General features: G+C 69.0%; 11 protein-coding genes and 1 CRISPR repeat array. Of the genes, 9 read left to right on the top strand and 2 right to left on the bottom strand.

Going from position 1 to position 13054, the window contains the following annotated elements; genetic code table 11:
- The first annotated feature begins 211 nt into the window (after positions 1-211).
- The 9 genes from casA (at position 212) to OG707_RS42150 (ending at position 11093) form a co-directional block, all read left to right on the top strand.
- On the top strand, positions 212-1918 hold the full coding sequence (gene casA, locus OG707_RS42110) for a type I-E CRISPR-associated protein Cse1/CasA (RefSeq protein WP_329127520.1): 1707 nt from the start codon (positions 212-214) through the stop codon (positions 1916-1918).
- Between the two features lie 127 nt (positions 1919-2045).
- Positions 2046-2663, top strand: a complete 618-nt coding sequence (gene casB, locus OG707_RS42115; protein WP_329127522.1) for a type I-E CRISPR-associated protein Cse2/CasB — start codon at positions 2046-2048, stop codon at positions 2661-2663.
- Positions 2664-2754: 91 nt separating this feature from the next.
- On the top strand, positions 2755-3909 hold the full coding sequence (gene cas7e, locus OG707_RS42120; RefSeq protein ID WP_329127524.1) for a type I-E CRISPR-associated protein Cas7/Cse4/CasC: 1155 nt from the start codon (positions 2755-2757) through the stop codon (positions 3907-3909).
- Positions 3906-4703, top strand: coding sequence for a type I-E CRISPR-associated protein Cas5/CasD (gene cas5e, locus OG707_RS42125; protein ID WP_329127526.1), 798 nt, complete (start codon positions 3906-3908; stop codon positions 4701-4703). The genes cas7e and cas5e overlap by 4 nt, the downstream gene beginning before the upstream one ends.
- A gap of 5 nt (positions 4704-4708) precedes the next feature.
- Positions 4709-5461: a type I-E CRISPR-associated protein Cas6/Cse3/CasE gene (gene cas6e, locus OG707_RS42130; RefSeq protein WP_329127527.1), complete on the top strand. Its 753-nt coding sequence runs from the start codon at positions 4709-4711 to the stop codon at positions 5459-5461.
- Between the two features lie 6 nt (positions 5462-5467).
- The gene (cas1e, locus tag OG707_RS42135; protein ID WP_329127529.1) at positions 5468-6475 is read left to right on the top strand and encodes a type I-E CRISPR-associated endonuclease Cas1e; all 1008 of its coding nucleotides are present in this window, start codon (positions 5468-5470) and stop codon (positions 6473-6475) included.
- Positions 6472-6780: a type I-E CRISPR-associated endoribonuclease Cas2e gene (gene cas2e, locus OG707_RS42140; protein WP_329127530.1), complete on the top strand. Its 309-nt coding sequence runs from the start codon at positions 6472-6474 to the stop codon at positions 6778-6780. Before cas1e ends, cas2e begins: the two co-directional genes overlap by 4 nt.
- 18 nt (positions 6781-6798) lie before the next feature.
- A CRISPR array of direct repeats spans positions 6799-10361; the repeat unit is 28 nt; unit sequence GTCGACCCCGCGCCTGCGGGGATCTTCC.
- Positions 10362-10605: 244 nt separating this feature from the next.
- The gene (locus OG707_RS42145) at positions 10606-10800 is read left to right on the top strand and encodes a toxin-antitoxin system HicB family antitoxin (protein WP_329127209.1); all 195 of its coding nucleotides are present in this window, start codon (positions 10606-10608) and stop codon (positions 10798-10800) included.
- Entirely contained in the window at positions 10797-11093 is a 297-nt protein-coding gene (locus OG707_RS42150) for a hypothetical protein (RefSeq protein WP_329127531.1), read from the top strand. The genes OG707_RS42145 and OG707_RS42150 overlap by 4 nt, the downstream gene beginning before the upstream one ends.
- 52 nt (positions 11094-11145) lie before the next feature.
- Here OG707_RS42150 and OG707_RS42155 read toward each other — a convergent pair whose 3' ends face one another.
- Both OG707_RS42155 and OG707_RS42160 read right to left on the bottom strand, forming a co-directional pair.
- A complete protein-coding gene (locus OG707_RS42155; protein WP_443071465.1) occupies positions 11146-11451 on the bottom strand; it encodes a hypothetical protein in 306 nt (101 codons plus the stop codon).
- Positions 11452-11734: 283 nt separating this feature from the next.
- The gene (locus tag OG707_RS42160) at positions 11735-12937 is read right to left on the bottom strand and encodes a M20 metallopeptidase family protein (RefSeq protein WP_329127533.1); all 1203 of its coding nucleotides are present in this window, start codon (positions 12935-12937) and stop codon (positions 11735-11737) included.
- Positions 12938-13054: the final 117 nt, after the last annotated feature.

A 13054-nucleotide genomic window follows, 5' to 3' on the forward strand; every position in this document is an offset into this window, starting at 1 on the left:
GCGGCTCCGTGCCCCGCGCGTGCGGGGTCGAGGCGATGACCACTCCGCTGTGTAAACACAGAAGGGGACCATCCCTGCGTCGACGGCCTCGATGGGCCAGCGTCGGCAGGGTCAACAGCCGTACTTCCACGCCTTGTTGTGCGGATTCCAGGCGCGCTGACGGACCACACTGCTAGCGTAAAACATAGAAGATTGCTTCGAGGGGGAATTGATGGCTCCGAGCTTTCCGCTGGTGGACCAACCCTGGTTACTCTTACCGCCTTCCGCAGGGGGCATTGCGCGAGAACACCCTTTAGGCGCCGCCCTGTTGGACGCGCACGAGTTCGGGAACCTCGTGGTGGAAATGCCCACCCAGCGGGCAGCCGTGCTCCGCCAGGCTCTGCTCCCTGTCGTCCTTGACGCTCTGGGCCGCCCAGCCGACGAACGTGAGTGGATGACCTGGTTCTCCCGGGGGCGTTGGTCGCAGGAACAGCGATCGAAGCTTGAGGACTACCTGAATAAGTACGGTTCTCTCTTCGACCTCTTCGACCAGGTGAACCCCTTCGGCCAGGTTGCCGGGCTGTGCACGGCCAAGGGCGAGACGAAGAGCTCCGGGCTGCTCGTCGCGACTGCCGCCACCGGTAACAACGTGCCACTGTTCGCCTCGCGTACGGAAGGTGACACCTTCTCGCTAACGCCGGCGCAGGCGGCGCACTGGCTGCTGCACGCGCAGTGCTGGGACACCGCAGCGATCAAGACGGGCGCCGTGGGAGACCCGAAGGTCAAAGCGGGCAAGACCACCGGGAATCCGACCGGGCCACTCGGACAGATGGGTATCACCCTGCTCGTCGGGGCGACACTGTTCGAGACGCTGCTACTGAATGTTCCCGTCGGTGCCCCGCCGGTCTCCTCCGACCTGCCGCAGTGGCGGAGGCGTGATCCTGCAGACCGACGTTCCGCCGGAGCCTCCCCGTGGCAGGAGCGGATGCCCGAAGGGCTCCTGGACCTGTGGACCTGGCAGTCCCGCCGCATCCGGCTCTTCCCCGAGGCTACCGATGACGGTCTGCGGGTGACGCGCGTTCTGGTCGCAGCCGGGGACCGCATGCCGTACACACCTGAAATCGAGCCGCACACCATGTGGCGGGTGGAGCCGACCGGCAGGCGAGGAGTCGCGAAGGGCAAAGGACGTACTGCGCCGCCGCGCCGTCCTCTGCGCCTCCAGCCGGGGAAGGCCGCATGGCGAGGGCTCGATGCGCTGCTGGCCCCCGAACGGCAGTCCCAGGATGCCGGGGAGAAAACGAGCGGGTTCGCCACCAGCAAGCTCCTGGACCAGGCCGGCGCCCTGGCGCCCGAGCTCGGCGAAAACTACCCCCTACGCGTGGAGCTCTCCGGCATCGCGTACGGGAATCAGTCGGCCGTCATCGAGGACGTGATGTTCGACGCACTGCCCCTCCCGCTGGCCGCGCTCCGCGCGGACAGCGACGTCCACTCCGCACTCCTGGAAGTCACGGAACAGGCAGAGCAGTTGGCCACCGCTGTCAACTACCTCTCGGCAGACCTGCGGCGTTCACTCGGCGCGGAGCCGATCCCCTGGGACAAGGGGCAACGCCCCGGCGAACTCGTTTTGCACGCCCTGGATCCGCTGGTGCGGCGCCTGCTGACCGGGATGAGATCCGCTGAGGACCTGGAGCTGATCGAAGCCGGGCAGCTCGCGTGGGAGCAACTCGCCTGGCGCACAAGCTGGGAGGTCGCCGACCGCCTCCTACAAGCGGTCCCCGTGGGCGCGTTCGTGGGCAGAGCCGTCTCCCAGGGGGAGGGGAAACCCGAGCGCACGTACCGGGTCTCGCTGGCCGAGGCCTCTTTCCTGACACGCCGCGGCGAGATCCTCCACCGGGCCGAAGCCGCCCGGCGCAGTTCCCCTCTCCCCGCCAGTCCGTAGGCGGTGGAGCACCTCGCGGTGCTTCATCTGCGCATCACCTCAGCCCGCGGGCTGCCGGGCCACGGCGGCCGGGCGCTCCGCGCGCTTATCTCGAGACATCCCTTCCCCATCACGTCTGGACACGGGCATGAGCGAAGACCGTACGAAGCAGAGAATCTGGCACCGCTACATTGCCGCGGACGGCACGTGGCGGCGTAAGGACGGCACTGCGGCCGCACAGCGACCGTCCGGCGAGGATCTTGCGGTCCTGCGCCGGGGACTTGGCCGCCCCGCGGGCACGGTGCTGGAGATGTTTCCGTTCTACACCTGCCCGGTCGACGACTTCGCCGCCCGCCGCGGTGAGGTGTCGGCCGAGCAAGAGGCCGAACACATCGCCCTCGCTCTCTACGGGCTGCACCAGCAGAGCCAGGATCGGCCCATGCACCGGGACGGAGTCGGCCTGGGCCGGGCCATGCGTGAACTCCGGCGCCACGACCGCACCAGCGACGAGGCAGTCGACTCCCGCTTCCAACAAGCCTTCTCCGCCACCTCGATGCCCGCACTTCAGGTCCGGCTACGCGGATTGATCACGCAGCTCAAGGACATCAAACAGCCCCTCGACTACAACCGGCTGGCTCGTGACCTCCACGACTGGAACCGGCCCTCATCCCGTTCCCTCGTGCGCCGCCGCTGGGGCCTGGACTACTACGGCTGGACCCAGCGCCCCGGACCCCGCGAACCGGCAGCAGGCCAGCAGCCCGCCTGACCACAGCCCCGGCGCATACGCCTGCCGCCTTCCCAACAAGGCGGCCCCGTTCCGACCGGCACCGCTCACTCACACGACCAGGAGCAACCAAATGACCCGGCGCCTCTACATCGACGTGCATGTCGTCCAAACCGTCCCGCCCGCCAACCTCAACCGTGACGACCAGGGAAACCCGAAAGAGGCCATTTACGGCGGCGTCCGCCGCTCCCGCGCCTCGTCGCAGGCATGGAAGCGAGCCACCCGACAGCACTTCGACGCCCAAGCTCCCCAACCCGACCGCTCCACCCGCACCAAACGCATCACACAGGAACTGACGAACCGGATCACGCGCAACACCAGCCTGGACCGCGAAGGCGCCGACAGGATCGCCACACAACTGCTCGCCCAGCTCGGTTTCAGCCAGGGAAAGAAAGCCGGCGACACTGCCTATCTTCTCTTCTACGGCAACGCCCAGCTCGACGCCGTGGCCGCCCTCGTAACCGACCACGCCGGCGACCTCGCAGCCCTGGACGACAAGGCCCTCACCGAAGCAGTCAACGAACTGCCCGTCGCCAAGCACTTCGAGACCGGACACCCCATGGGCGTCGCCCTGTTCGGCCGCATGGTCGCCGACATCCCCAAGCTGAACGTCGATGCCGCCGTACAAGTGGCCCACGCACTCTCCACCCACGAAACACAGCTGGAGTTCGACTACTTCACCGCTGTCGACGATCAGAACGAGAAGGACGAAACCGGTGCCGGAATGATCGGCACCATCGGCTTCAACTCCGCCACTCTCTACCGCTACGCCACCGTCGGATTCGCCCAGCTCACCGACAACCTCGGCGGCGACACCGACGCAGCCCTCGACGCCCTGGACCGATTCGTCGACAGCTTCACGCTGTCCGCACCGACCGGCTACCAGAACTCCTTCGCCCACCGCACCCGCCCCAGCCTCGTCGCCGTTGTCGTGCGCACCGATCAGCCCGTCAACCTGGTCTCCGCCTTCGAAGAGCCCGTCACCGCCGAAGCCGGCATCCAGGCCCACTCCGCCCGCCGCCTGGCCGAAGAGCACATCACCGCCACCCGGGTATGGGGCGATGAGCCCCTGTGCGTGGCGGCCAGCCACACCTTCACCGCTGGCGAACCCCGCACCAAGGACACCGTGGACTCCCTCACCCAGGCCTTCGGCGAGTCCCTCACATTCGCCGACCTCCGCTCCACCCTGCGCGCCCGCATCACCACCGCCCTGGAGGGAACACAGTGACACCCTCGGAGCCCACCTCGGTGCTGTTGCTGCGACTCTCCGCCCCACTCCAGGCATGGGGCGACCGCAGCACCTTCAACCGCCGTGAAACCCGGCCCGAACCCACCAAATCCGGCGTCGTCGGCCTCCTCGCCGCCGCAGCCGGACGCTCCCGCCACGCCGCCCTGGACGACCTGGCCGGGCTCGCACTCGGTATCCGCATCGACCAACCCGGCAGCATCCTGCGCGACTACCACACAGTCGGCGACTACCGCGGCCAGCCACTGCTCTCCGCTGCGGTCACGGCAAAGGGCGTCCAGAAACCCACCTCACCCGCCAAACGCACCCACATCACCCACCGCTTCTACCTGCAAGACGCGATCTTCCTCGCCGCCGTAGAAGGCCCCCACGAACTCATCACCACCCTCGAACACGCCGTGCGCCACCCCGCCTTCCCCCTCGCGCTCGGCCGACGCTCCTGCGCGCCCACACAACCCCTGACCCTGGGACAGCGCAACGGAACACTCCTTGAAGCGCTGCGCTCGGAACCCTGGCAGGCCACCCCGGCCGTGCGCGCACGGTGGGGACGCAAAAACGGCCACGCCGCCCACATCGATCTGCCCGCCACCCTCGACGACCCGACTGGGGACGACGTCCGTGACGACGTCCCCCTCTCCTTCGCCCCCACCACCAGAACCTTCACCACCCGCCGCACCCGGCACACCTACCTCCAAGCGCCCACCGGCCTCACACCCGACCCCGCACAGCCCCCGACCACGGGCGGCCACGACCCCTTCGCCCTCCTCGGCTGGTGACCCACATGCCCTATCTCTCCCGCATCCGCATCAACCCCCTCCGCGCCGAAAGCCGCAAACTCCTCGCCAGCCCGCGCGCCATGCACGCCGCAGTCCAGGGAGGCATCCCCGGCCTGCCCGAACACGAGCGCACCCTTTGGCGCCTGGACGCCGACAACCCCCACCGCCCCCAACTGTTCGTCCTCACCACCGACAAGCCCGACTGGACCCACCTGGTCGAACAAGCAGGCTGGCCCGACGCCCACGGCGAGCACTACGCCATACGCGACTACACCCCCCTCCTGCAGCAACTGGCAGAAGGCCGCAGTTTCGCCTTCCGGCTCACCGCCAACCCGGTCCAGAACACCAACCGACCCGACAAAACCACCACGAGACAGCAAGAACGCATCGACGCCGGCGAGCGGCGCGGCCTCCGCCTCGGCCACCGCACCGCCGCAGCACAGCTCAACTGGTTCCTCTCCCGCACCGCACGCTGGGGCTTCGACGTCCCCGCCGCCCCGCACCAGACCGGAACCCACGACACGGACGACGAACCACCCCGCGACATCCGCATCACCACCCGCCAACGCCGCTCCTTCACAAAAGGAGCCGCCAGCACGAAGGAAGCCCACGTGGTGATGAACGCGGTGACATTCGAGGGCAGGCTGCGTATCACCGACCCGACGCTCCTCACCGACCGCCTCCTGGCAGGCATTGGCCCCTCCAAGGCCTACGGATGCGGTCTCCTCACCCTCGCCCCGCTCTCCGAAGGGGCCTGACCACCCATGGCCGACATCTGGTGGAAGGCAGACCCCCAGGATCTGCACCGCCTTGTCGACCGCGTCTCCAGCGTCTATGTCGAGCGCAGCCACCTGGACCGCGACGAAAATGCCGTCGTCATCATCAACAAGCGGCAAACCGTCCGTGTCCCCGCAGCCATGGTGGCCGTCATGCTCCTCGGCCCTGGCACTCGCGTCACCCACGGTGCCGTCCGCCTGCTAGCCGACTCCGGTACCACGGTGTGCTGGGTCGGCGAACAAGGCGTCCGCATGTACGCAGCCGGCCTCGGCCCCAGCCGGGGAGCCGGCCTTCTCCACCGCCAGGCCTGGCTCGTCACCCGGCCCAAAGAACGCCTCGCCGTCGCCCGCACCATGTACGGCATGCGCTTCCCCAACGAGGACGTCACCGGGCTCACCATGCAGCAACTCCGCGGCCGAGAAGGCACACGCATTCGCAAGTACTACCGTGCCCAGGCAGATCGCACCGGCGTCACCTGGAATGGCCGCGTCTACCAAGCCGGCGACGCCCACGCAGCTGGCGACGACGTCAACCGACTCCTCTCTGCCGCCAATGCAGCTCTCTACGGGATCTGCCACGCCGTCATCATCGGACTCGGCGCCAGCCCCGGACTCGGCTTCGTCCACACCGGCAAAGCCACCTCCTTCGTCATGGATATCGCGGACCTCTACAAGGCCGAATACACCATTCCGCTCGCCTTCGACCTCGCCGCAAATGGGCTCACGGAAGAACGCGATGCCCGACTCGGCCTCCGCGATCTCATCGCCCGCGACAAACTCCTCAGCCGCATCGTCGCTGACGTCAAGCACCTGCTCACCCCCGAAGGAATGGACTACGACGACACCGAAGCCAACCTCCTGTGGGACGAACACCTCGGCACCGTTCCAGGCGGCACCAACTACGCCAGCCAGCCTGACCTTTCGTCTCACGGAATGACCGACAACCACATCGCGGTAATCGGTCCTGAAATCAATGAAACCGATCCCAGGCCATGACCGTCATCATTCTCATCGCCGCCCCGGAAGGTCTCCGTGGACACCTCACCCGCTGGATGGTCGAAGCAAGCGCCGGCGTCTTCGTAGGCAACCCAAGCCGCCGCGTCCGCGACCGCCTTTGGGAACTCCTGGCCACCCGCATCGGGGACGGCCAAGCCATCCTCATCGAACCCGCCGCCAACGAACAGGGGTGGGCTGTACGCACGGCAGGCCGAGATCGCTGGCAGCCCGTCGACTTCGACGGGCTGATCCTCTCAGCCCGCCCCAAAAAGCAACTGAATGAAAATGACCGTCTCGGCCGGTAAGTGCCCAGCTCAGCAAGTGTCGACCCCGCGCCTGCGGGGATCTTCCGGTGACCGACTGACATGGGCGAATTCAAGCTGGGTCGACCCCGCGCCTGCGGGGATCTTCCGTACCGGGTGCAGGCAGGCGACATGGTGGTGCTCGTCGACCCCGCGCCTGCGGGGATCTTCCTCCCGGTCAGGTGCGGTGGCTGCTGCCGAGGCTGTCGACCCCGCGCCTGCGGGGATCTTCCGAGGGGCGCGTAGTCCATGGGCGCCGAGGAGCCGTCGACCCCGCGCCTGCGGGGATCTTCCGGAGCCCCTGCTGCCACCCCAGCGCCACCGCATGTCGACCCCGCGCCTGCGGGGATCTTCCGGGGCCCCCGTGAAAGGGGGCTCCGAACGGGGCGTCGACCCCGCGCCTGCGGGGATCTTCCACTGGGACGCCCTGACGTCGCACAGCTTGCAGATGTCGACCCCGCGCCTGCGGGGATCTTCCGTGGAACGGGGCCCGCGGGTCGACGAGGTCGAGGTCGACCCCGCGCCTGCGGGGATCTTCCCTGGCGTACTCACAACCGCGGGTCGCATGGCGAGTCGACCCCGCGCCTGCGGGGATCTTCCGCCCGAGGACGAGACCGCGGCGGAGTGGACGGAGTCGACCCCGCGCCTGCGGGGATCTTCCCTGGTCCCGCCATGCATCCCCCGTCGTGGCGGGGTCGACCCCGCGCCTGCGGGGATCTTCCTCATCGGGCGGGACCGCGTTGTGTGCCGTGGTCGTCGACCCCGCGCCTGCGGGGATCTTCCTCCAGGTCATGAGCGGCCAGCGTCAGCAACTCCGTCGACCCCGCGCCTGCGGGGATCTTCCGCAGCCGCATCTGCTCGACCCGGCGCGTCCGTAGTCGACCCCGCGCCTGCGGGGATCTTCCGTGGGTCACGGACGGCGGGCTCGACCGGTTCCTGTCGACCCCGCGCCTGCGGGGATCTTCCGACACCGGAAACATGATCGCGGGCGTGATCGCGGTCGACCCCGCGCCTGCGGGGATCTTCCGACGCAGGGTCGGTTCGGTGATCCACAGGGGGCGTCGACCCCGCGCCTGCGGGGATCTTCCACACGACAGCCCCCCGATGGGGACGACGCCTTGAGTCGACCCCGCGCCTGCGGGGATCTTCCACACGACAGCCCCCGATGGGGACGACGCCTTGAGTCGACCCCGCGCCTGCGGGGATCTTCCGCACCACAGGGGCCCTGATGGGGGTGGGGGCGAGTCGACCCCGCGCCTGCGGGGATCTTCCGGCGACCTGGATGTACGGCTGTTCGAGTACTGCGTCGACCCCGCGCCTGCGGGGATCTTCCTGCCGCCACGGTCACGTTCGCCGCGGACGCCCCGTCGACCCCGCGCCTGCGGGGATCTTCCGTCCACACGCCCGCCGCGTTCGTCAAGATCACGGTCGACCCCGCGCCTGCGGGGATCTTCCGACACTGGCGTTCGCAACGGTGATCGCGCCGATGTCGACCCCGCGCCTGCGGGGATCTTCCGTCGAGGAGGAGGGTGCCCATCGCGGCGCCGAGGTCGACCCCGCGCCTGCGGGGATCTTCCCGGGAACTCCGTCGCGAACAACGGCAACGTGGTGTCGACCCCGCGCCTGCGGGGATCTTCCGGACCGGCTCGTAGCCGAGGGGCTGATCACGGTGTCGACCCCGCGCCTGCGGGGATCTTCCGCTGGTGGCGGACCTAGGTGGTAGGTGTGGTGGGTCGACCCCGCGCCTGCGGGGATCTTCCGAGGTCCAGGCGCCAGGTGGGCGGGAGCGCGGTGTCGACCCCGCGCCTGCGGGGATCTTCCGAGGCGTGGCATCTGGTGCGCGGCCTTGCGGGGGTCGACCCCGCGCCTGCGGGGATTTTCCCCGGGCGAGGACCTCCCCCGCGGTGCTCTTGAAGTCGACCCCGCGCCTGCGGGGATCTTCCGCTCCGCGCGGACGCGCAAGCCTCGTCGACCCCGCGCCTGCGGGGATCTTCCCTGAGCAGGCCCGTGACGGGGCTGTAGTTGAACGTCGACCCCGCGCCTGCGGGGATCTTCCGATCGAGCAATTACGCCCCAGCCCCGTGGTGTTGTCGACCCCGCGCCTGCGGGGATCTTCCCTGGCCGCGGTACGGGGTGAGGGTGTGGGCGCCGTCGACCCCGCGCCTGCGGGGATCTTCCGAGGACTGGTACCGGCGCGGCGCCATCGCCCTCGTCGACCCCGCGCCTGCGGGGATCTTCCCCGGAGAACGGCGCCCCCGTCGGCGCTCACGCGGTCGACCCCGCGCCTGCGGGGATCTTCCGGTGGCCGTGCTCATCGCGGCGACCGGGATGCTGTCGACCCCGCGCCTGCGGGGATCTTCCCTGGCTTCATCAAGAAGCAGCTTGCGCCGCTGATGTCGACCCCGCGCCTGCGGGGATCTTCCCTGGGACGCTATCGAGGAGAAGTGGGCCGAAGGGTCGACCCCGCGCCTGCGGGGATCTTCCGGAGTCGATGCGCTCGGGTGAGTTCGCCGGGTTGTCGACCCCGCGCCTGCGGGGATCTTCCCGAGTCGTACGCCGTCGGCCGCCCGTGGCTGATGTCGACCCCGCGTCTGCGGGGATCTTCCAGGTCCTCGGCCAGCCGATTCCCGAGATCTTCCGTCGACCCCGCGCCTGCGGGGATCTTCCGCCAGGGAACGTCGACGTAGAGGATCACGCGGCGTCGACCCCGCCCCTGCGGGGATCCTCCGATCACGGCGGCGACATCGGCGGCCTGGGACGCGTCGACCCCGCGCCTGCGGGGATCTTCCGCACGAACTCCCGTGCCCGACGCTCCGTCTGCTGTCGACCCCGCGCCTGCGGGGATCTTCCCTCGGCGCTGTAGCCGTGGACTAGCGACCGTGAGTCGACCCCGCGCCAGCGGGGATCTTCCGTTGTGCCGGCCGCGATGCGCCACCAGGCGAACGTCGACCCCGCGCCTGCGGGGATCTTCCGCGACCAAGGTGCGGGTCTGGTCGTACGTCTGCGTCGACCCCGCGCCTGCGGGGATCTTCCACGCAGCCGGCGGGGCCGGACTACCGGGGCGGTATGTCGACCCCGGGCCTGCGGGGATCTTCCCTGGACCGAGTCCATCGGAGGCCAGTACCTGACGTCGACCCCGCGCCTGCGGGGATCTTCCGTTGTTCCAGGTCACCGATGACTTCGGGGGCAGGTCGACCCCGCGCCTGCGGGGATCTTCCGCGGGGGTACTCTCCGGTTAGCGATTGCATTTCGTCGACCCCGCGCCTGCGGGGATCTTCCCTCGGTTCCGATGAGACCGCGTCGATCGCGGGCGTCGACCCCGCGCCTGCGGGGATCTTCCGGCATGGTCAGTGTCTGCGCTGCCGAGCCTGTGGTCGACCCCGCGCCTGCGGGGATCTTCCGGGCGTACGGGCCGTGTACCGCGCGGCCAAGAAGTCGACCCCGCGCCTGCGGGGATCTTCCGCGTGCCGCCACCGGTACTCCGGCGCCTGGCCCGTCGACCCCGCGTCTGCGGGGATCTTCCCTCGTCTCCTGGGCCTACCTGATCGCCACCGACGTCGACCCCGCCCCTGCGGGGATCTTCCGGTTGCGCTGGGGTGTGTGCAGATCAAGGCGCGGCCACGGCCTGACGGCCTTGTGCCCCGGTCGGCCCTCACGATACGACCGCAGTGAGGCCCGGCGGCAGCATCGGCTTCACGGACGCACCGCCGGGCACCACTCAGGGTGGCATGAAGCACTGACAAGGCACGGGAACGCCTGACGTGCAGCACTCTGTACGGAATCCGCCACTGTCTTACGCCACCGTCATGCGGTGTCTATTGTGGTGGCATGACTGTGACGATGACGCTGCGCATCCCTGACGAGGTAGACCCGTCCATCCGCGCCGGGGCCAAGGCCTCCGGCATGAGCGTCAACGCGTACGTGGTGCTGGCCGCGCGCCGCCAGGCCACTCTCGACGCCGCCCGGCAGCTGGCAGCCCTGGGGGCTGGTGATGACCTGGCGGGCGAGGGCGACAGTCTGTGAGGCGCGGCGAGATCTGGACCCTCGCCGACGACCGCAGCGTCCTGATCGTCTCTCTCGACGGGCTGGAGGAGGCGTTCGGTGCGGTGCTCGCCATCGTCCTGCACCCTTCGGGCCGCTTCCCCGACACCGCCATGTCCGTGGTGGTCTGCGACCCGCTCCCGTGCACGGCGGTCGCGGTGAACGTTCAGCAGTTCAAGGCCGCACGCTTCGACGGTGCGAAGCTGGCTGGGCCCGTCGACGCCGCGGCCATGGCGCGCGTGGACGCCGCGCTGCGGGCCGTGCTCGATCTCTGACCGACGTCCCGGCCGTCTCAGCGGGAGGCGGGGCGGTTGCTCAGTGGGCGGGTCAGTAGTCGTCCGGGTTCTCGTGCTGCGCGAGGCGCTGGTCGAGGTCGGTGGCCCAGGCCAGGGCCCAGGAACGCAGGTCACCGATCTGCTCGGCGGTGTGGCCGTAGGCGGTGAAGTCCTGCTCGTCCCACCACTCCGCTCCCACCAGGCGGTTGCGAAGGTCATCGAGGCTGAACTCGAAGCGGGCGTGACGGCGTCCGAGTGTTTCGAGATCGGCGGTGGTGCGGTGGCGGGAGGCGGCGTGCGCGTCGAGGCTCGGCGAGATCGAAGGCTTGCAGGTCAGCCTTTCCGGAGCCGAGGACAAGCTGGCTCAACTTGATGCGGTCGTTGTCCGCAAGCAGCAGGCTGTTCCCCTGGATATGCCGACCTTCCCTGACCTCGCCACCCACACTTCATCCGGTTCCATCGGCCAGTCGTAGCAGCGGTATGGACACGAATGCTGCGCTTGATCCTTCTCTCTGAGCAACGATTCCTCACCTTGGTCTTCAAGATGCCTTCCCGCTGATGCTCGGGCAACGGACGGCCTGACCTCAGTGCCCGCCGCTGGGCGCGGTGGCTGCGTCGGCTTCAACACGGGTACGGATTCTTCAGGGTCGGTGCTGGTGAGCGGCGGACCCGGCTGCCAACCGATGGGTCAGGAGACCGGTCATGGCCTGCACGCCGTGGCCGATTGCGCGCTCGTCGGCCGCGAACTCAGGTGAGTGCGGTGCGCCGTTGAGCCCCGAAGCGGTGTTTGCGACGCCGAGGTAGAGCTGCGCGCCTGGAGCTTCATTGAGGAACAGCGCGAAGTCCTCGCAGTTGAAGGGCCACGATGCCCGGGCCCACAGGACGGACTCCGGCCCTAGCGTCGTACTGAGGTACCTGCCGGCCGCCGTGCTGAGCTCTGCCGAGTTCACCAGCGCGGGGAACGCGGTTTCCTGGAACTCGGCTTGTCCGCTGGCGGCCGTCGCGAGCTGTTCGACCTGTGCGCGCACTTCCGGCTGCCGCTCCTGCGGCCAGACGCGCAGCAGGATGTTGGCGACGGACTGCCCGCCAGACCCCTGTTCGGTCCATGTGCCGATACACACGGATTCCTGGCGTGACGCGGCCACGTCGGGGTTCAGCAGGGCATTGAAGCCTGCCTGGTACTCGGCGAGGTTCTGTGGGAAGCCGACTGTGCCGAGATCGGCGATCTCGGCCGCGACGGCGGTCGCTGCGTCCTCGCCACCGGGAACACTGATCCGGATATGGTCGAGCCCGGGCAGCCCATGGCCCGGGGACACCGCGATGGTTCCGGTGGGGAAGGGGCTGCAGTGCAGTGCATAGAACTCACGCGGCGCGAGCCGCTGCACCAGTCCCGTGTCCAGCATCGCGCGGGCACCCTGCAGGGGCTCCTCGGCCGGTTGGAACACGAACACCAGCCGCCCACGTACCTGTTCGGAGCTGCGGGCCAGCGTCCTGGCCACGCCGATACCGATTGCGGTGTGCAGGTCATGCCCGCACAGGTGCGCGACACCAGGGACGCGCGAGGCAAACCCCTCGTCGAACACCCGACCCGAGCGCGGGAAGGGCAGGACGTTCCTCGTCGCGTCCACGGCGTCCATGTCCGCCCGGTACGCCACCGTCGGCCCATCCGCAGAACCATCGAGCACCCCGACGACCCCGTGTCCACCGATGCCGGTAGTCACCTCCAGCCCCGCCGCACGCAACTGCTCCGCGACCAGCCCGGCCGTCTCCCGCTCCTCGCCCGCGAGTTCGGGTCGGCGATGGAACTCCCGGCGCAGCTCGATCAGTTCCTCGTCCAATGTCATGGAGCCAAGGTCGCGAAGCTGTGGGCCGGCTGGCAACCGAATTGTTCGAGTGCGGCCGTGGGAGGACACCCGTGGACGGCGAAAGGATTGGGACGGGGGCTCGCTGGACGTTGATGA

Origin of the sequence: Streptomyces sp. NBC_01465 (assembly GCF_036227325.1) — a bacterium.
GTDB lineage: Bacteria > Actinomycetota > Actinomycetes > Streptomycetales > Streptomycetaceae > Streptomyces.